Origin of the sequence: Phaeocystidibacter luteus (assembly GCF_008933115.1) — a bacterium.
In the GTDB taxonomy this organism is placed as follows: Bacteria; Bacteroidota; Bacteroidia; order Flavobacteriales; family Schleiferiaceae; genus Phaeocystidibacter; species Phaeocystidibacter luteus.
The window spans coordinates 33,042-51,980 of the sequence record NZ_WBVO01000006.1; the positions used below are offsets into that span (position 1 = coordinate 33,042).

At 47.4% G+C, this 18,939-nt stretch carries 15 protein-coding genes; 8 read left to right on the forward strand and 7 right to left on the reverse strand.

Annotated elements, in window-relative coordinates; translation table 11 throughout:
* From F8C67_RS08440 to aroC, 4 genes are read right to left on the reverse strand one after another with little or no spacing between them, the layout of a single operon-like run.
* The gene (locus F8C67_RS08440) at nt 1–1,971 is read right to left on the reverse strand and encodes an OmpA family protein (protein ID WP_151667399.1); all 1,971 of its coding nucleotides are present in this window, start codon (nt 1,969–1,971) and stop codon (nt 1–3) included.
* A complete protein-coding gene (locus F8C67_RS08445) occupies nt 1,971–4,772 on the reverse strand; it encodes an AsmA-like C-terminal region-containing protein (protein WP_151667400.1) in 2,802 nt (933 codons plus the stop codon). The genes F8C67_RS08440 and F8C67_RS08445 overlap by 1 nt, the downstream gene beginning before the upstream one ends.
* A 19-nt stretch (nt 4,773–4,791) precedes the next feature.
* Entirely contained in the window at nt 4,792–6,243 is a 1,452-nt protein-coding gene (locus F8C67_RS08450) for a dicarboxylate/amino acid:cation symporter (protein WP_151667401.1), read from the reverse strand.
* Nucleotides 6,244–6,259: 16 nt separating this feature from the next.
* Nucleotides 6,260–7,324 (reverse strand): chorismate synthase, encoded by a 1,065-nt coding sequence (gene aroC, locus F8C67_RS08455; RefSeq protein ID WP_151667402.1) that lies wholly within the window; start codon nt 7,322–7,324, stop codon nt 6,260–6,262.
* A 231-nt stretch (nt 7,325–7,555) separates the two neighbouring features.
* On the opposite strand from aroC, the gene hutI reads away from it, so the two are divergent.
* The 6 genes from hutI (at nt 7,556) to F8C67_RS08485 (ending at nt 13,288) form a co-directional block, all read left to right on the forward strand.
* The gene (hutI, locus tag F8C67_RS08460; RefSeq protein ID WP_151667403.1) at nt 7,556–8,815 is read left to right on the forward strand and encodes an imidazolonepropionase; all 1,260 of its coding nucleotides are present in this window, start codon (nt 7,556–7,558) and stop codon (nt 8,813–8,815) included.
* Nucleotides 8,812–9,630 (forward strand): universal stress protein, encoded by an 819-nt coding sequence (locus F8C67_RS08465; protein ID WP_151667404.1) that lies wholly within the window; start codon nt 8,812–8,814, stop codon nt 9,628–9,630. The genes hutI and F8C67_RS08465 overlap by 4 nt, the downstream gene beginning before the upstream one ends.
* Nucleotides 9,630–10,667: a formimidoylglutamase gene (locus F8C67_RS08470; protein WP_151667405.1), complete on the forward strand. Its 1,038-nt coding sequence runs from the start codon at nt 9,630–9,632 to the stop codon at nt 10,665–10,667. Before F8C67_RS08465 ends, F8C67_RS08470 begins: the two co-directional genes overlap by 1 nt.
* 3 nt (nt 10,668–10,670) lie before the next feature.
* Nucleotides 10,671–11,684 (forward strand): glutamate formimidoyltransferase, encoded by a 1,014-nt coding sequence (ftcD, locus tag F8C67_RS08475; protein WP_151667406.1) that lies wholly within the window; start codon nt 10,671–10,673, stop codon nt 11,682–11,684.
* Between the two features lies 1 nt (nt 11,685).
* On the forward strand, nt 11,686–12,681 hold the full coding sequence (locus F8C67_RS08480) for a hypothetical protein (RefSeq protein WP_151667407.1): 996 nt from the start codon (nt 11,686–11,688) through the stop codon (nt 12,679–12,681).
* A gap of 61 nt (nt 12,682–12,742) precedes the next feature.
* A complete protein-coding gene (locus tag F8C67_RS08485; RefSeq protein WP_151667408.1) occupies nt 12,743–13,288 on the forward strand; it encodes a hypothetical protein in 546 nt (181 codons plus the stop codon).
* Here the strand turns inward: F8C67_RS08485 and F8C67_RS08490 are convergent, their stop codons facing one another.
* The 3 genes from F8C67_RS08490 to F8C67_RS08500 form a co-directional block, all read right to left on the reverse strand.
* Nucleotides 13,289–14,368: an alkane 1-monooxygenase gene (locus F8C67_RS08490; protein ID WP_151667409.1), complete on the reverse strand. Its 1,080-nt coding sequence runs from the start codon at nt 14,366–14,368 to the stop codon at nt 13,289–13,291.
* 64 nt (nt 14,369–14,432) lie between these two features.
* On the reverse strand, nt 14,433–15,032 hold the full coding sequence (locus F8C67_RS08495) for a spheroidene monooxygenase (protein WP_170266411.1): 600 nt from the start codon (nt 15,030–15,032) through the stop codon (nt 14,433–14,435).
* 127 nt (nt 15,033–15,159) lie between these two features.
* Entirely contained in the window at nt 15,160–16,170 is a 1,011-nt protein-coding gene (locus F8C67_RS08500) for a 3-oxoacyl-ACP synthase III family protein (protein WP_151667411.1), read from the reverse strand.
* A 170-nt stretch (nt 16,171–16,340) separates the two neighbouring features.
* Between F8C67_RS08500 and htpG the strand changes: the two genes are divergently transcribed.
* Both htpG and F8C67_RS08510 read left to right on the forward strand, forming a co-directional pair.
* Entirely contained in the window at nt 16,341–18,215 is a 1,875-nt protein-coding gene (gene htpG / locus F8C67_RS08505; protein WP_151667412.1) for a molecular chaperone HtpG, read from the forward strand.
* A gap of 124 nt (nt 18,216–18,339) precedes the next feature.
* The gene (locus F8C67_RS08510) at nt 18,340–18,921 is read left to right on the forward strand and encodes a Crp/Fnr family transcriptional regulator (RefSeq protein WP_151667413.1); all 582 of its coding nucleotides are present in this window, start codon (nt 18,340–18,342) and stop codon (nt 18,919–18,921) included.
* The last annotated feature ends 18 nt before the right edge of the window (nt 18,922–18,939 follow it).

The following is an 18,939-nucleotide window of genomic DNA, read 5'->3' on the forward strand; positions in this document are numbered from 1 at the left end:
CTAGATTTCCTTTATGACGAAGATGGTGCGGCGGTTTTTCGCTCTTCCAGCTTCAGTAGCATTCGACTCAACCGGCTTCTGCTCTCCGAATCCGTGGTGTGACATCCGATTTGCAGCAATCCCCAGATCGAGCAAAAACTCATAAACCACACGTGCCCTGTTTCTCGAAAGTGTCAGGTTGCTGGCGTCCTCTCCTACATTGTCGGTATGTCCTTGTATGTCGACTTTCACCGACGGATTTTCCTCCAAGAAAATGGCAAATTCGCGAATGATGGTGCGTGCATTCTGCGATAATTCGTACGAATCTGTTGCAAAGTTGATGTCGTTCAAACGGTACTCTCGACCTACGGATAGTTCCGCAACTTCGAGGTCACCTTCCACTACTCCGCTTTGGGTATCGTCCACATCAATGTATTTCGAACTGAAAGCAGCTCCCTCTCGGTCTACCTTCAAAATGACGTCTTCATTTTCACTTAACGTTACTACGGCGGTATATTCTCCGTTTTCATCATCCACATCAATGCGCGTTTCTTCTTGAGTGGAAATGTTCTTCAAGACCAAATCAGCATCCGTCACTATCTCTCCTGCTTCATCTCGCAGGGTACCACGTACAAGTGCTACTTCTTCCGGACGTGCATCCTCTGGTAAATCAATCTGATATAGGTCCCAGCCGCCCGGGCCACGCAAATCTTTACTGTTGAAATACGCCGTAACGCCATCGAGGTCTACAAAGAGGCCAAGCTCATCCGTGGTATTGTTGATAGGATAGCCAATGTTCACGGGTTGCTCAAATTCCAAACTACTGTTCTGACGCGCGTAGAAGACATCCCAGCCTCCCATGCCTGGATGACCTGTACTGGCGAAATAGAGTGTCTTTGAATCGGAGTGAATGAACGGCGATTTCTCATCTCCAGGGGTATTCACGGGTTCACCAAGATTTATAGGATCGGTCCAGGTTCCATCGGGACGGCGATTGATCATCCAAATATCTAATCCCCCTACTCCACCTTCGCGGTTCGACGCAAAGTAGATGCGGTTTCCATTGGCGGAAATCGTCGCCTGACTTTCCCATGAATCTGCCTTGTTTACATTCGAACCTAACGACTGAATAGGCGACCAAGTTTCCCCATTTCGAACTGAATAGTACAAGTCGCAGTTCTTGTAATCATTCGGCATCAGCTCACAAGATGTAAAAACCAAAATTCGATTGTCGGCCGAAATCGTAGGCGAACCTTCGTTGTAATTGTCGTTGAATGGAAGAGGCATATCCTCGCCACGATCGAAACCGCGCTGCGTCAATCTAGAGACGGTAAAGGTCTCCACCAACCGAGCACGATCGCTGGGACCACTGTGCCTGGCGCGTTTCATCTCTCTGCGCGTGTAGAACATCATTTCGCCATCGGGAGAAATTGAACAGAGGTATTCATCGGCTGGAGTGCTCACCCCTCGCACAACGCGTGGATCAAAATCTACAGGATTGGCCTTTAGCTCGGCGATCACCAATGCACTTTCGAGATACTCCTCAGCTTCCTTGTCGAAACCGCCGTTGCGCATTGGGTTTTCCAGATAGGTGGAAATCAATTGCTCTCCTTCTTCAGTCTTTCCCGATTCAATCTTCATGATTCCCAAGAGAAACTGCATTTCGGCATTGTAATCGGGACAAATAGCCAGGCATTGCGACCAATTCGCTTGGGCTTCCTGAATTTTGCCGGTGGTAAATGCCACGTATCCCATAAGGAAGAATCCGTGAGGATCACGATTATTGGCTTCCAGGGCAAGGCGTGCATAGCGCCGAGCATTTACCTCATCGCCATTGCGCAAGGCTCTGATACCTCTGCGGCTCCAATCGTCTGATTCTGGAAAAGGCTGATCGCATTCACCGAACTCGAGCGGAACAGGCATTTGTGCCTGCGCATGGAAAGAAAAAACTGTGAGTAGGACGAGGGTAAGTCTTACGAGGGTAAATCGCATTAATTCTCAATTTTCGCGCGCTCTTCGGCTTTGGCAATAATATCATCTGCACGGGCTGCAGCCTCACTTTCTAGGCGGTTGGCCCGAGTATCTGCTTCTGAAACAAGCTTGTTCGCCTTTTCATCGGCCTCTTCTCTCAACTCTCTCGCCGCTCTTTCGGCTGCCGTTTTTGCAATGGGGTTCGATCCAGCGCGTGCAATGAGCTCATCGCCTTGTTTCTTTGCTTCATCTCTCAAACGCTGAGCCGCAGAGCGTGCTTCACTTCTAATTCTGTCGGCTTGAACCTTAGCTTCGTCTTTCACTTTCTGAGCTTCGGCTCTCGCCTGCTCCATGATTTTCTCCGCCTCTTCGTTCACCGCATTAATCGCATTGTCGCGCTGGTTGTTGATTTCATCCTGAATGGCATTTTGCACCTGTGTCTGAAGACCTGAAGTGATATCACCAAAGTTGGTTGAAATTTTAGGCTGAGTAGCCGTTCCTGTAAATCGGATGTTCACATCGATATCACCTGTAAGTCCGAGTGCAGCAACTTCCTGCGGAACCTTAATTCCGTTAATAGGCAACTTGGTGGTCATCGTGTAATCAATCGATTGATCCAGGCCACTGCTTCCTGAAACGGTAGCCTTTTTACCACCTAGAGTCACATCGAATGGCTGTACATTCAATCGACCATTTTCAATGGCAAAATCGATTTCAGATCCACCGATAAGAAGTCGACTGTACGATTCATTATTCAACGTAGTCGCCACTTTTTGCAGCACCTCTGGCTCAACCTTAACGCCAATAGTTCTCAAGAGGCCCGATGCATTGAGCGTGCTCAAGTCTGGCGTCATATCACTTCCCAAGAAGGCATTTAAAGAGAAGTTTGAATTGAGCTTACCCACTGCGCTTTGAGCAATTGGCGCATAGGCTTTGAACATGTCTAAATGTTGAAGTGCCTTGCCGATGTCAAGTGAACTCAAGCTCATGTCAAAGAGAACCTCGGGCTGTAATTGTCGTGAATCATACGATCCATTCATTCCAATGGTACCGTCGAGAGTCTTCATGGTTACGCCCTCCAAGGCAGCCACACCGTCGACGAGAATAACCTTACCGCGTAGGTCTTCGATAGTCATTCCGTCATAGAGCACTCGGTCTACCTTCGTTGAAAGGTCCATATCCAAGTTGGTAGGTATTCGCACTGCTCCGGTAGACTCCGCTGTCTCTTCCTCTGGTGCGTCTTCACCCGCTGGTGCGGCAGCGGCGAGTTGATCTAGATTCAACAATGAACTGTTCAGCGCAAATCGGCCACGAAGTGTCGTATCCGTCATTACATAGCTCATGATGTTGTCTAACGTTCCCGATCCGGAGAAGTCTGATTCTCCGAGCTTACCGCTCAAGGCTGAAACGTTAACGCGCTGTGGACGCCAATCCATGTTCATAGTATCGAGTTCGAACGGCAATCCGAACGAAGTGGTTTCGGCCTTGAATTTGGACAGCTGCACATTTCCGCTGGCTTCTACTGCATTTACGTTCTGTGCTTCGAAGTCTGACATCTTCCCCTTCACGGCTATATCCGTGCGGAGCATACCGGAATAACTCAGGCCCTCTTGTGGAACCATGGCTGCTACCTTGGCTAAATCGAGATTGGCCTTTGCGTACATGTCAATATTCGGGTCGCTGATCGGATGATCAACCTTTAACCTAGCTTCTACAGGTTGTCCTGCGAGAAGTCCTGAAAGTTTTGGAATATCAACTACAGTCGCATCTGCCGTTCCTTGAGGCTTCGTAACGTGAACTTCCACATTCAAATTCTCAGCTCCAGCAGGAAGGTCAGGATATTTGAAAGAAGCATTGTTCACCTTGAGGTTTAGTCCGAATGCAGGCAAACTTTCCGACTCATCCATGGTGCCTTTAACAAAGGCGTCGAAAGCGAATGAACCAGAGGTCTGGATATCATCAAAATCGTTGTAATACACCTCTGGAATCAACGACAAAACCTCGGCAAACTCCGTACTTGGTGCATCGAGTTTCAGGTTGAGTTGCATCACATCTCCCATTACCACATCACCCGTAGCATTGAGCTTCATTCCGTTTAGTCGAATGGAATTATCTCCCAATTCGATCTTTTGCGCTGAGGCGGTATACTTCATATCCATGTCCGCTTCCACATTTGTTCTGCGGAGGTAATCCGTTGAACCGAGACTCACCGTCATTTCTTGGATCTCCGTGTGGGTCGCCATATCTACCACATCCGCTGAAAAGTCACCAGACAAGTCGTGTACGAGGTCTGTAATATTCACATACATTCCACCCTGGCGATCGTCGTAAACGAGATTCACGTGATCCAGACTAAAATCCTTTAGACTGAGAGAATACGGCGCGGATGCTTCAGCAGGAGCTTCCTCCTCTTCCACTTCGCCAGTCTCTTTCATGATATCGTAGTTCGCTGTGCCGTCAGGCATCACCAGTACATAGAGATCAGAATTCGCGATTCGGATACTTTCTATGCTGATGTTGTTTCCGCCAAAGGCTGAGAACAAATCGATTTCAACTGAAATTTCGCCCGCATCGATGAGCTTCATTCCTTCGAATACTTCTTCGCCGGTAATGGAAACGTCTTGAACGCTGAGTGTGAGATTTGGAAAATCGCTGAACAAGCTCAGGCTCATGTCGCCAATAGCCACTTCTCCTTTGATATGGTTCTTACTTTCCGTTCGCACCATCTCAAAGATTTCATCTTGAAAGATGATTGGAATGAGAACGATAGCCGCAACGATGAGGGCTATCAGAACAAAAAAGTAGCGTAAGAATTTGCGCATGGCCTTGTTGGTGTTTGTGTTATAGTCTCTGCTCTGTAACGACAGAAATTCGATTTTCTGTTTCGGCTACCAACGTAGAAACTGTGGCATCTCCAGTCACATTAACTACGGTCCTACACATATCAAGGATTCTGTCAATCGGGAATATGATAGCAATCCACGCCGGATTCAATCCAACGGAAGATAGAACGAGTACCAGCATGATGAGTCCGGCGCTAGGAACAGCCGCCGAACCGATGGAAGCAAGTGTAGCCGTCAATACAATAGTAAGTTGCTGGGCAAAATCCAAATCTACCATGTGGAGTTGCGCGAGGAATACAACGGCAACAGCCTGATACAAACTGGTTCCGTCCATATTCACGGTTGCTCCAATGGGCAATACGAAACTTGACACTTCCTCTTCTACTCCCAGGTTATCGTTCACACATTCAATCGTAACGGGCAAGGTTGCCGCAGATGAACTGGTAGAAAACGCCAGCAATTGAGCGGGACGAATCCCCTTGAGGAAATACATGTAGGACTGAGAAAAAGACCAACCGGTCATCTTTCGAATTCGCGAAGCTATGGCCAATGGGTAAACTCCAAATGCTAATACAAGAAGGCCTCCGACAACCACTAAGGCATAGACTCCGAGTGCCTTGAAGGTATTCAGCATAGCACCTAGGTCGTCTCCCGCTAATTCGGCCATAGCGCCAGCCATCAATGCAAAAACGAAGAACGGCGCAAGGCTCATCACCATGTCAACCATTTTGATGAAAATCTCATTCGCCGAGTCAACAAAACCCTTCATGGGCGCCACTTTCTGCTCGGGTAACGCGACCATCACCAGTCCAAATAAGATAGCAAAAAAGATAACCTGCAACATCTGATACTCGGTAAACGACTTGAAAATATTGCTAGGCACCATTTCCACGATGAAGGAAAGCGGACCTTTATCCTTTTGCTTACCGGCACTTTCCATGGCGGCTCTTACTTTCTCATCCATTTTGTCCGGGTCATTCTCTAGTGTGAATTTGGCGCGGGCCTCTTCGACATAACTAGCATACTCCGGATTGGTCAGGTAACTCTTGTTGTCTTTGAGCTCCACTCCATTCTCTACGGCCCACATCTCATACTTGATGCGATTGACCACGAGGTTCTTCTCCCCTGCAAAGATTCCTGGCTGAATGAGATTCACGAAAACGAGTCCGATCGAAATGGCCATCACCGTGGTTACCAAATAAAAACCAAGCGTTTTCATTCCCAGTCGACCTAAAGCCGAACCTCCACCTAGACTATTAATTCCACCAATCACGCTGAATAGCACGAGTGGAACGGCAATCATTTTAAGGATATTGATGAATATATCACCAAAGGGTTTCAACCAATCGAGGGTGAAATCACTAAAACCGAAATAGCTGGAAAAAACGGCCCATACTATACCTAGGATGAGGCCGATAATGATTTTTACGTGAAGGGGTAGATTCTTCATCGGAGGGGGTCTTCAATTAAATTCTGTTGGTCTTTGCTCTCAACATAAAATCTGCGAGCGTAAGTTGTGCCATCGCCTCAACGATAGGCACAGCGCGAGGAAGCACGGTTGGATCGTGTCTTCCCTGTATCTCTAAATCTACCTGTTCACCGCTCTTGTTCACGGTAGATTGCTTTTTCTTGATCGAAGCGATAGGCTTAAAAGCTACGCGGAAATAGATGTCTTCTCCATTCGAGATTCCACCTTGAATACCACCGGAGTGATTCGTGCGGTTAACTCCTACTGATTCGATGGAATCGTTGAGTTCTGAACCTTTCAATTCAGTACCTGCGAAGCCTGACCCATATTCAAATCCCTTTACGGCATTGATGCTGAGCATTGCTTTCCCAAGCTCTGCGTGTAGCTTATCGAATACAGGCTCTCCCCAGCCGGCAGGAACGCCTGTGATCACACACTGAATTACGCCTCCAGCAGAATCTCCTTCCTCTTTCAGCTTGAGGATGTAGTCTTCCATGGAGGAGGCAGTTTCAGGATGTGGACAACGAATGCGCGAGGCATCGACCTTCGACAAATCCAGTTCGGTATACGGAACACTGATAGAAATTGGTCCCACTGCTTGAACAAATGCAGAAACCTTCACCTCAGCCATAAGCTGCGCAGCAAGCGCACCACCCACTACACGGCAAGCTGTTTCCCGGGCAGAGCTTCGTCCACCTCCGCGATGGTCGCGCGAACCGTACTTGGCATCCCAAGAATAATCGGCGTGAGAGGGGCGATAAACGTCCTTCAGCGCATCGTAATCTTTGCTCTTTTGGTTGGTGTTTGGAATGATGAATCCGATAGGTGTACCGAGGGACTTTCCTTCGAAAATTCCGGAGAGGAACTGAACCGTATCTGACTCTTTTCGGTCGGTCGTAAGCTCTGATTGTCCGGGCTTACGCCGATCCAACGCCTTTTGAACTGCCTCGAAATCAATTGAAATGCCGGCTGGAAATCCTTCTAGAATTCCGCCGATTGCGACGCCGTGCGATTCTCCAAATGTGGTGAGTTTGAGCTGTGATCCGAAGCTATTTCCCGACATATTCCAAAGTTAGTTGTTTGTATGATTTGACGAAGTAGGTAAACTCTGAACATCTTCAGTTTCCGAGAGTTCGAATTGGGGCTCTCCATCAAACCTATAAACAAGCGGCTCTAAGGTACGCAGGCACAAGTTTGAAAGCTAATGTTCAAGCCTGAATTGTGGAGATTTCGGATTGTAATATCGCAGTGAGACCGCCACAAACGGCTCACGGTTTCGTACCTTCGTAAGACCATGAAACGACTCCTAATCAACATCAAAAAACTGGTTCACGTTGAGGATCAACCCGTTCCATACCTGCGCGGTGCGGAAATGAACCAGGTCAAAGAAATAGCCAACGCTTTTCTCGAAATCGAGGATGGCAAAATTGCACGATTCGGTGAGATGTCTGACCTACACGGCGGAGACATCGCCGGAGTGGCAGAAGTCTTAGACTGCGAAGGAAAATGGGTGATACCAGGATTGGTTGACAGTCACACTCACCTAGTTTTCGCCGAACCACGTGCACAGGAATTTGAGGACAGAATTCACGGTCTGACCTACGAAGAAATTGCCGCTCGAGGTGGAGGCATTCTCAACAGCGCTGCGAAATTGGCCGATAAGCCTGAAGAAGATCTCTACGATGAAGCCATGACTCGCCTCGAAGAAATGATTCACACCGGAACGACAGGGGTGGAAATCAAGAGTGGATATGGCCTAACCACGGAGGCAGAATTGAAAATGCTTCGCGTAGCACAACGCATCAAGCGGATGTCGCCTATTCCTGTTCGCGTTACATTCTTGGGCGCGCACGCGTTCCCTCCCGAGTACAAGGAAAACAAGGAAGGGTATATCGACCTCATCATCAACGAAATGATTCCGGCCGTGGCACGAGAAGAGCTTGCGGATTATATCGACGTCTTTTGTGAAAAGGGGTATTTCGACCTAGAGCAAACAGATAGAATTCTAGCCGCAGGTGTCAAACACGGACTTCGTCCGAAGGTGCACGTAAATCAATTCAATGCATTCGGCGGAATTGAAACGAGCATCAATCACGGTGCGCTCTCGGTAGACCATTTGGAGGTGATGAATCCGGAGGACTTCGATGCACTCCTCAAATCAGAGTGCATGCCTGTTGCGCTGCCAAGCTGCAGCTTCTTCCTGAGCATTCCCTACACCCCAGGACGAGAGCTCATCGACAAAGGGCTGCCACTAGCACTGGCGACGGATTACAACCCTGGAAGCACACCTTCTGGCAACCTGCTTTTCGTGTGGAGCTTGGCTTGTATCATCATGAAACTCACTCCGACAGAAGCATTGGTTGCACTCACGCACAATGCGGCATTTGCGCTTGGCTTAGAAAAAGAAATGGGGAGCATTGCTGTGGGAAAACGTGCGAATTTGATAATTTCAGAAGACATGAACAGCTTGGGACATATCCCTTACCATTTCGGAAGAAACAGTCTCGATCGTGTCATTATCAACGGAACTGACTTTAGACATCTTGAACCATGAGTAGATTATTAGTACCTGTAGATTTCAGCGATATAGCCGCAAATGCGGTGGAATACGCGTTGGGATTAGCACCCATCTTCAATTGTGATGTTTCTCTGCTTCATGTAGTTGATGACGAGGACAAAACGCTTGAAGCCGAAAGAAACATGCGCTCATTTGTGGAGCGTTTCGATTCGACTGGCAAACTAAAGACCCACATCCTCGTGGGTAACCTCTTTGAAGATATCGCAAAGGCTGCTGAGCTTCTGGAAGCTTATACGGTGGTCATGGGAACTTCAGGATTGAAAGGACTTCAGTATCTGTTTGGGTCGCACGCCCTTCGCATTGTAACCCATGGAAGAACACCCTTCCTCATAACGCAGGAAAACCCGCCAAAACCGGACATCAATACGATTGTGGTACCGATTGACCTATCGGCCGAAGACAAGCAGATCTTGAGCTTGGCCCTTCAATCTGCCCGATTGTTCGATGCAAAGATTCACCTCTTTGTGGCACATCATACCGACGAATTCTCTCGAAATTCAACGTATAGAAATGAGAAGTTTGCGCATAAATATCTCGATGATCACAACGTGCATTATACCACTGTTCACGCAGAGGGCAAGCACGAGTTCTCCAAAGAGTTTTTGGAATACGCCGACCTGGTCAATGCCGATTTGCTAACGGTTGTAAACCACAAAGAGCAAGGATTCCTCAACCTATTGGGCAGGAATTTTGACCAGAACATTATCACCAATGAATTTAAGATACCCGTATTGTTGATGAACGCTCATCAGCACAAGCGACTTACGGATGTCTTTGATGTATTCGCGTAATGGAACAACTACTGAATTTATTCGACCGACCTTTTGTTCTCTCGCACACAAGCGTTCGCGGTGGTGAAGAGAAAATTGGTCAGACCGCAGCCCTACTCGAGAATGAAGGCAACCTAGCCGATGAAATGAAAGCCTCGAAGGCGAAGTTCGCGGTAGTATTCATTCCCGAGGATGTTGGTGTAAGAGCCAATTGTGGTCGACCGGGCGCCAGCGCCACTTGGGAACCCGCGTTGAAGGGAATATGCAATCTGCAAGACAACTATTGGCTCAGAGGTGAGGATATCCTCTTGGTGGGCGCCGTTGCCACCGATGACCTCATGGAAGAAGCTGCTAAGTTGCGCGAGGACACCACCGAAGGACTTGCCGCGTTGCGCGAATTGACTTCGGAATTGGACGATCGCGTGAGAACCGTCATCGGGGCCATTCACAAGGCTGGCCTCTTCCCCATTGTTATTGGAGGCGGTCACAACAATGCCTATCCGTTATTGGCGGCTTATTACGACACCCATGATGGTGTTTTGAGCGCCATCAATTTAGATCCACACGCGGATTACAGGGCCATGGAAGGTCGACATAGTGGAAATGGGTTCCGTTATGCACATGAAGAAGGAATTCTTGATCGCTACGCCATTTTAGGCTTGCATGAAGGCTACAACTCAGCTGAAATGATGTCGCTTTTGCGCGACGACCCCGATTTGCGGTATGTGACTTTTGAGGATATTGAGGTCCGAAGGATTATCTCCTTCAACCAAGCCTTGGTCGATTCAGTTGATTTTGTCTCGGAGGAACAGTTCGGCATTGAGCTCGACCTCGACAGCATTCCTGGAGTTGCGGTTAGTGCAGCCACACCAACGGGAGTTTCGCTTGAAAAGGCACGGCATTTCGTCTACACCTGTGCGAAACGAGAAACGTCGAAATACCTGCACATTTGCGAAGGTTCGGCGGGATTGGCTTCCGACCGACAATTGACCGAACTCTCTAAGGTTATTGCCTGTTTGGTAGCTGATGGAATCAAAGGAAAAAATGAAAGCGAATAAACGATGAGCACGCCGTTACTAGAATGTGTACCAAATGTAAGTGAAGGAAGAGACCCCATGGTCATTTCACAGATTGCCGATGCCATTCGCTCTGTGGAAGATGTACAACTTCTGCACGTTGATTCCGGCGCCGGCGCAAACAGAACCGTCTTCACCTTTGTAGGTCCTCCCCCCGCGGTTACTGAAGCTGCTTTTCGGATGTTTGAAGTGTGTGCCAAATCCATCGATATGCGCACCCAAACGGGGACTCACCCAAGGCAAGGTGCGGTAGATGTTTGTCCGTTTGTACCACTCCACGGTATCACTTTGGAGAAAGCTTCTGAGTATGCACACCAGCTCGGTTACAGGGTGGGTGAAGAACTCGGAATTCCGGGTTATTTCTATGAAGCCTCGGCTACCAAACACGATAGGGAAAACTTAGCGGCTATTCGCAGAGGAGAATACGAATCTCTTCAAAGCAAATCGACGCATCCAGAATGGGAACCTGATTTCGGGAGTTTTGAGGGAAAACAATGGAAGAAGTCTGGTGCAAGTGTCATTGGCGCACGGAATTTCCTAATAGCCTATAATGTCGATTTAGACACCGATAATTCTGATATCGCTCAACGCATCGCAGAAGTTATTCGCGAAAGAGGGCGGACTGTTTTTCATGAAGATGGAACTCGCGAAGCTGTACCAGGATTGCTCAACGGGGTTAAAGCCATTGGCTGGTTTATTCCAGAATACGGGAATGCCCAGGTGAGTACAAACATTGTGGATATCCGCAAGGCCTCACCCGGAAGAGTTTTTGCCGCAGTGAAACGAGAGGCTGAAAAACTCGGTGTTCGCGTATTGGGATCAGAGTTGATTGGGTTGATACCACAACAAGTACTGGTACAGTCGGCACGCGATTTGGGCGTTCCAGAGCCAGGCGACTTACCAAGTATGATGAATGCCGTTCACGTCCTAAAGCTCGACCACAGAAGACCTTTTGATATTGAAGATCGGGTGATTGAGCAAATCATGAAGAACAAGTAGTATGATTAAGCACCTCTGTTTCGCAATCTCATTTATTTCGATTTCGGCCATGGCTCAGCCAGGCTACCCTGAACCTTGCCAAAACGACAACTACCCTGTTTACAAGGATTTGAATTACGACGGAGAACCAGACGTACAACTGTACATGAGCTCGGAAGGAACAGACGACGTTCCTAGTTCTTCAGGAATGTGTTTCTATGGGTTTCAGTTCATGAATCCAAACATGGGATTACTAGTTGAACAGGATTGGAATACACTTTCTGGAACCACCAGTTACCTTCACCGAGATTCGGCTAAGTATATTGAGTTCCGTCAGAGTAGAGTTCAACCTTTGCTCGCAAGACCTTATGGGCGTGATGCGTCGAGAGAATGGAGGGCTTATGTAGAAATGAAGGAATACTACGCATTTTATCAGATTGAAGATGGCGACACTCTTCTCGGTTGGTTTGAAATTCGACTTGATACGGCGACAGGAAATGTTGCCTTTGGAGAATCCGTAAGAATGGGCAGCGGAAACGGAGTCATTGTGCCAGGAAGTTATCAATTCAATGGAGAGAGCATATTTCGCATCGGTTGGAAACACAATGCTCAGGTTGGAATTGGCGCTGTAGATAGAGGTCCCGTAAGTGCACGCACGGCTAAGGGCGCTTTCTATGCGGGATACTACGCCCAATACGGGCTGATGATTGAAGACGTCCACATGATTGGCTTCGAAAGCTCCATCAATGCCGAGTTCTACAACTGGAATGCTTCAAACAACATCAATGTTCGATGGTCTTCCTTTCTTCACATCGTGATTATAGATTTTGGCTTTGCTTTCAATCGCCAATTCCCGCTCAATTCAGAATTAGAAACAATCACATCGTTCCAATGGGAAACGGGATTGAGCTTGATGAATTACCGGTTGATGTTCGGTTTCAATGCACGTCCACTTACCGACGGCGTGTCGCCCGCAGCCATTCCAAAGTATAGTTTGAGGTTTAACTATCAGTTTTAGGCGCCGTTGCTAGAGCCTATTGCACTCACACTATCCGCACCGATTTAGAGTTTATGAAATCATGAAGCTCTTACTCGCCTGCCTGATCTCCACCCTTTCCTACTCACTGGCCTCAGCGCAATCCAGCAACGCCATTCCTGATTCTACTTCCAAAGAACCATATGCAACTTTTGGCTCTATGTGGGGAATCAATACGGGTTTATATGTCGATTTTAACGACACCAAGCCTGGTGGAAGAGTAACCGCTTTTTACCGATATGGTCTGAGCAACGAATGGTGGCAAGTTGCATATGTTCAATCTGAAATCGGAATTGATTATCTGCCTGCGTCGATTGGCGGTGTCTTAGGTGGCGTTTGGACAAATAAAATCCACCTCTTTTTGTTTGATGCCGGATTGAGTTCTGCGTTTGGAAGAAGTGTGCATCCAACCGTCCAGGTGCCAGAGCCAAAATCAACCTGGACCTTCCGGTACGAGTTTGGCGTTAGTTTAGGAAATTTGCATTTGGGAATATACGGCCCTATTGGCCAGAAAACATCTGAAGTTATGGGCGCAACGGCTTTCGGTGGATTTCTTGCTACCTACAGCATTCCAATTCAGAGATGGTGATTACTCACGGGCCTCCGCCTCCACCTTCTTCAACCTAAACTCAATTACCTTCTTATTCATCACTGCAAACCAGAGCGGTGGAAACAGCGATAAGAGCATCATACCCGGATATCCTGTGGGCATCTGAGGTGCTTCCTCCCATCGATCTAGGGTTGGATACTTCTTGGCAGGTTTAAAATGATGGTCGGAATGTCGGGACAATTCAAACAAGAATGCTCGTCCATATTGATGATCTGAATTCCAGCTGTGTAATGGAGATGCATTCTCGTAGCGATGCTCACTCACCTTCTCTCGAAGAAGTCCGTAATGCTCGATATAATTTACGGTCTCCAACAACAAGAACCCTATTATGGCTGCAGCTGTGTAGTACAGCATCACTGCCCAACCGAAGAAGAAGTAAATCGCACCCAGCATCACTAAATGTGCAATGGTGAAGCGAATCATTTCATTTTGAAGAGATATCACGCTTGATTTTTTTCTCCTCAAACGCTGCGCTTCTAAACTCCAGGCCTTCCGGTAGGTCTGACTCACCGAACGCACCCAGAAAAACATCAGCGGTTCGTTCAATCGAGCGGTGCTCGGATCTTCTGGAGTGGCTACATGTTTATGGTGACCCCGGTTGTGTTCAATAAAAAAGTGAGTGTACAACGAAGTGAGAAGGAGTGACTTCGCTAAGAACTGATGAAACTTATTGGGACGATGTCCGAGTTCATGCGCCACATTGATTCCAATCACTCCACACATCAAACCGTACGAAGAAATTCGACCGGCGATGGTCACCCAATCGTTCCCTGTTCCAGAAACTGAAATGAGAAACCAAATACCAAAGGCATAATGAACAGGAACGATAAGCTCGACCAGAAAATCAAACCAGCGATCATTGGCCTTTGCCTCGGCGATCTCAGGACTGTCGTTGGATTTATCGGCAGGAATAAACAGCTCTACCAAAGGAATGACCATGAAGGCATAGGCAATGGGTAGGAATGTGATCCAACCTTCGGAAGTGAAAGAAACTGCTGCCGCCAGTGGCAGAGTGTATACGGAAAGGTACTTAAGCTTATCTCTTAGAGGTACACGCATGAATGTCAACGTTAGCCTCTCAAATTTATAATTTTCTGAGTAGCAGAAAACCATTTCAAGCCAGCTAATCGCTCACTTGTTGAAAACTCCCCACGAGTCGATTCACAGCGAAACGAACGAACATCTCTTCCGAATACCAGCCAATTTCACGCGTTTTCACGACCATAGATTTATGCTTCCCCTCGCCTCCATACGCAAAGGAACTCAGCTCTTTGGCACTTCGCCAGATGGAGAGCGTCGCTTGTTCAACTAACGGCAACTCCCCTACTCCCTTCGCCCAAATGAGTCCGGGTGTGGAGGTAATGTGCTTACTCACGCCAGGAACATTCCGCCAGAATTTAAATGCTTTTGAACGTTTGATACTCGCCCGTGTAAGCACTGCGAGCGGATAATCGCCCTCAGGCGGATTGCTGTATTCGAAGGGTTGAGAGCCGTTCCAAGTTCCGTGCCCCTTAAAAGGCGTGAGCTCGGCTCTACCATACTTAGACTGACGCTCGAGAAACTCCATGTGGCGGGCGTTTGTCCGCGCAAACGCTTCATAATCTGATGAATCTTCCCATACAGTCAGCAATACAAACGTTGAGAAATCTGGCCAGATAGAGAATCCGTTACCCGCACCGCTTCCCAGCATCTTATAAAAAGACAACCCTGAGACGTTCTCCATCTCAGGGTGTATTAACTTCATTTGGGCCAACGCCCAGCGCTTGTTTTGAAAGCCTGAAAACTCGAATACTTCTACGCTGGTGAATTGTGACATCTCAAAGTAACCTGCGTATCCGTCTATAGTTCTATTACCAGCGCATTAAAGCAGATGCCCATGTAAATCCAGAGCCAAATGCGGCTAGGCAAACAAGGTCGCCTTCCTTCACTTTGCCTTCTTTCAAAGCCTCTGAAAGTGCAATAGGAATCGATGCAGCTGTGGTATTTCCGTAGCGCATGATGTTGTTGTACACTTGATCTGGACCTAAACCCATTTTCTTGGAAATGAACTGGCTAATTCTCAAGTTGGCCTGATGCGGAACGAGCATGTCGATATCTTCAGCAGTGAACCCATTGGCATCGAGCGCTTCATTGATAACTTCTTCGAAGCGAGTTACGGCGTGCTTAAAGACGAAATTGCCGTTCATGTGTGGGTAGTAGTCCGTATTCTCAGGGTCGTTCTCTTCGATGAGGCGGTCAACCCAATGAGAAGTAGATGGCCCGAGAAGCGCAAGTTCTTCGGCATGTTCACCTTGGCTATGCAAGTGTGTGCTCATGATGCCTTGGCCTTCCTTAGTTGAGCGTCTTACAACCGCAGCGCCCGCGCCATCGCCAAAAATGACGCTCACGCCTCGTCCGCGTGTGGTCAAATCTAGTCCACCACTATGTAGTTCGGATCCGATGACGAGGATATTCTGGTACATCCCAGAACGAATGTATTGATCGGCCACGGAAAGAGCGTATACAAAACCGGAACATTGGTTTCTCACGTCAAGTGCCCCAATTTCCTTGATGCCGAGGTCGCGCTGCACGAGTACTCCTGGACCAGGAAAGTAATAATCAGGCGATAGTGTGGCGAATATGATAAAGTCGATATCATCTTTGGTAACTCCAGCATTTTCGATGGCCATTTTAGCGGCCTTCACCCCCATGCTGGTGGTGGTATTTCCGTCGCCTTCCTTCACAAAGCGGCGTTCCTTAATTCCGGTACGTTCGGTGATCCACTCGTCATTCGTGTCCATCAACTTGGACAAGTCGTCGTTGGTCACCACATTCTCGGGAACATAGTATCCCATCCCGGCAATTCTGGCTGTATAACTCATGGTTTATTCTTCTAGTTAGGAGTGTGCAATGTACGGACTTTCGGAAATGTCAGTTGTGACAGGTGTCGCCGACAAACTGACAGCATTCCTATAAATAACAGCCCATGGCACATCGATTGTTCTTATGCTGCGCATAAAAAGATACGACTCTAACTATAATAAAAAAGCACATGAGCACTGGAAAGATTAATGTGACTGCAGACAATATCTTCCCGATCATCAAGAAGTTCTTGTACTCCGATCATGAGATTTTCCTCCGAGAATTGATTTCAAACGCGGTAGACGCTACTACCAAGTTGAAGCAGCTCAGTCGAATGGGTGAAGCCAAAGGCGAATTGGGCGATCTTACCATCAAGGTTGAAATCGATGAAGCGAACAAGCAACTCCGCATCATCGACCGCGGTGTGGGCATGACTGCGGAAGAGGTTGATCAATACATCAACCAGGTGGCATTCTCTGGCGCGGAAGACTTTTTGAAGAAATACGAAGGCAAACTCGATGGGGCTGATATCATCGGTCACTTTGGTTTAGGCTTCTACTCCGCCTTTATGGTGGCTTCCAAGGTGGAAATCAAAACCAGAAGTTTCAAGGCTGAATCTAATGAGGCAGTTCATTGGATTTGCGAAGGCAATCCTGAATTCAATCTTGAAATTGTTGAACAGGAGGACCGCGGAACGGAAATCATCCTTCACATTTCTGAAGACAGCGAAGAGTTCTTGAAAGACTCACGCATTGGTGAACTGCTCGACAAATACGCCAAGTTCATGCAAGTTCCTATTCAGTTCGGAACGCGCGAAGAAACGGTTACAGAAGGTGAAGGCGACGACGCCAAGGAAGAGAAGGTGACGGTTCCGCATATCGTGAACAATACGGAGCCAGCTTGGACAAAATCTCCAAGCGAATTGGGCGAGGACGATTACAAGCAGTTCTATCGTGAGCTCTATCCGATGACCTTTGAAGAGCCTCTTTTCCACATTCACTTGAATGTTGACTATCCATTCGACTTGACCGGTATTCTATTCTTCCCGCGCATCAAGCCGAACATGGAAATTCAGAAGAACAAAATCCAACTATACCAAAGCCAGGTATTCGTTACGGACCATGTGGAAGGAATTGTTCCAGACTTCTTGACATTACTTCACGGGGTAATCGATAGCAAAGACATTCCATTGAACGTGAGTCGTTCGTATTTACAGAACGACCACAACGTGCGCAAAATCAGTTCACACATCACCAAAAAGGTTGCTGATAAGCTTGAGGAGCTCTTCAAGGCCGATCGTGAAGACTTTGCTCAGAAGTGGAACGACATCAAGGTAATTATTGAGTACGGAATGCTGAGCGAGGAGAAGTTCTTCGACCGTTCGAAGAAGTTCGCATTGATGGTGAATTCAGATAATGAGAAATTCACCATTGACGAGTACCTCGAAAAGGTGAAGGAAAATCAGGTCGACAAGAACGGTGAGACCATCGTTCTCTATGCGGCCAACAAGGAAGCGCAGCACAGCTTTATTTCAAAGGCCAAAGGAAAGGGATACGACGTTGTAATCCTCGATAGTCCGCTAACCTCCCATTACGTTCAAAAGCTTGAGTCCGCTTACGAGAAAGTGAAATTTAAGCGTGTTGATGCTGACACCATCGATAAGCTCATCGAAAAGGACGAGGAGATTTCTTCGGCGCTTAGCGACAAGCAGCGAGAGGAATTGAAGGAAGCGATGGAAGCAAATGTGGACAAGGCAAAGTTCACGGTTCGTTTGGAGAACATGGACAGTTCAGAACTGCCACTTACGATTACGGTTCCTGAATTCATGCGTCGAATGAAGGAAATGCAAATGACCGGAGGAGGAATGATGATGGGCGAGCTTCCGGAGAGCTATGAGTTGATTGTGAACACGAATCACCCATTGGCTTCAAAGATTTTGGAAGCAGAGGGAGACTTTAAGTCAAACCTCATCAAGCACGCTACGGACTTGGCCATGTTGCAGCAAAACTTGCTACATGGTGAGGCGCTGACCAACTTCATTCACCGAAGTGTAGATTCACTTTAAACAAAAGATTTAGCGTGTGGTTATTACGCTATTCTCCATAGCGAGGTTGAGTTGAATTCAAGAGCGATCATCAGAAATGGTGGTCGCTCTTTTCATTTATGTCAATGTTGACTAATTTCCTCCAATGCAACGGACGTCGCTAGAACATACCATACTCCACCTCATCGATTGTGAGGAAGAAGAACTCAAGACTTTCTCAGGAATGTGCTTGCGACGTGAGGTGAAAAAAGGCGAAATATTGAGTCGCCCTGGACTTATACCTAACGAAGTATTCTTCATGGAGTCGGGATTACTACGGGTGATTATCTCTGACGAAAAAGGAAGCGAGCACACTATTCACTTTGCCATGGAAAATCAGTTCATTGCAGACTATTCAGCTTTCATGCTAAAGAATCAATCACTCTATACTCTAGAAGTACTGAATGATGGCGTGGTTTACGTAATGCCACGTGAAGCCATTGATTGGGGGTATTCGAACCTAAAGGAGGGCGACAAGCTTGGAAGAAAAATAGCCGAATACTACTTTATCTATCAAGATCAAAGAGTTCGAAATACATACTCGTTATCACCCAAGGAACGATACGACCAAATCTCGCAAATCTTCCCTAAAATCCACGATAGAGTCCCGCAGCACATGATTGCCTCTTACCTAGGAATTACGCCTGTACACTTGAGCAGACTTAAAAAGGAAGGTCTCAAATCTTAACATTTGTTATCGTCAAAA

Excerpts from the sequence above, each read along its gene's own strand:
- F8C67_RS08510 (WP_151667413.1), top strand. The coding sequence starts at position 18,340 with ATGCAACGGACGTCGCTAGAACATACCATACTCCACCTCATCGATTGT.
- htpG (WP_151667412.1), top strand. The coding sequence starts at position 16,341 with ATGAGCACTGGAAAGATTAATGTGACTGCAGACAATATCTTCCCGATC.
- F8C67_RS08500 (WP_151667411.1), bottom strand. The coding sequence starts at position 16,170 with ATGAGTTATACAGCCAGAATTGCCGGGATGGGATACTATGTTCCCGAG.
- F8C67_RS08465 (WP_151667404.1), top strand. The coding sequence starts at position 8,812 with ATGAGTAGATTATTAGTACCTGTAGATTTCAGCGATATAGCCGCAAAT.
- F8C67_RS08480 (WP_151667407.1), top strand. The coding sequence starts at position 11,686 with ATGATTAAGCACCTCTGTTTCGCAATCTCATTTATTTCGATTTCGGCC.
- F8C67_RS08440 (WP_151667399.1), bottom strand. The coding sequence starts at position 1,971 with ATGCGATTTACCCTCGTAAGACTTACCCTCGTCCTACTCACAGTTTTT.
- hutI (WP_151667403.1), top strand. The coding sequence starts at position 7,556 with ATGAAACGACTCCTAATCAACATCAAAAAACTGGTTCACGTTGAGGAT.
- aroC (WP_151667402.1), bottom strand. The coding sequence starts at position 7,324 with ATGTCGGGAAATAGCTTCGGATCACAGCTCAAACTCACCACATTTGGA.
- F8C67_RS08445 (WP_151667400.1), bottom strand. The coding sequence starts at position 4,772 with ATGCGCAAATTCTTACGCTACTTTTTTGTTCTGATAGCCCTCATCGTT.
- ftcD (WP_151667406.1), top strand. The coding sequence starts at position 10,671 with ATGAGCACGCCGTTACTAGAATGTGTACCAAATGTAAGTGAAGGAAGA.
- F8C67_RS08490 (WP_151667409.1), bottom strand. The coding sequence starts at position 14,368 with ATGCGTGTACCTCTAAGAGATAAGCTTAAGTACCTTTCCGTATACACT.
- F8C67_RS08450 (WP_151667401.1), bottom strand. The coding sequence starts at position 6,243 with ATGAAGAATCTACCCCTTCACGTAAAAATCATTATCGGCCTCATCCTA.
- F8C67_RS08495 (WP_170266411.1), bottom strand. The coding sequence starts at position 15,032 with ATGGAGAACGTCTCAGGGTTGTCTTTTTATAAGATGCTGGGAAGCGGT.
- F8C67_RS08470 (WP_151667405.1), top strand. The coding sequence starts at position 9,630 with ATGGAACAACTACTGAATTTATTCGACCGACCTTTTGTTCTCTCGCAC.
- F8C67_RS08485 (WP_151667408.1), top strand. The coding sequence starts at position 12,743 with ATGAAGCTCTTACTCGCCTGCCTGATCTCCACCCTTTCCTACTCACTG.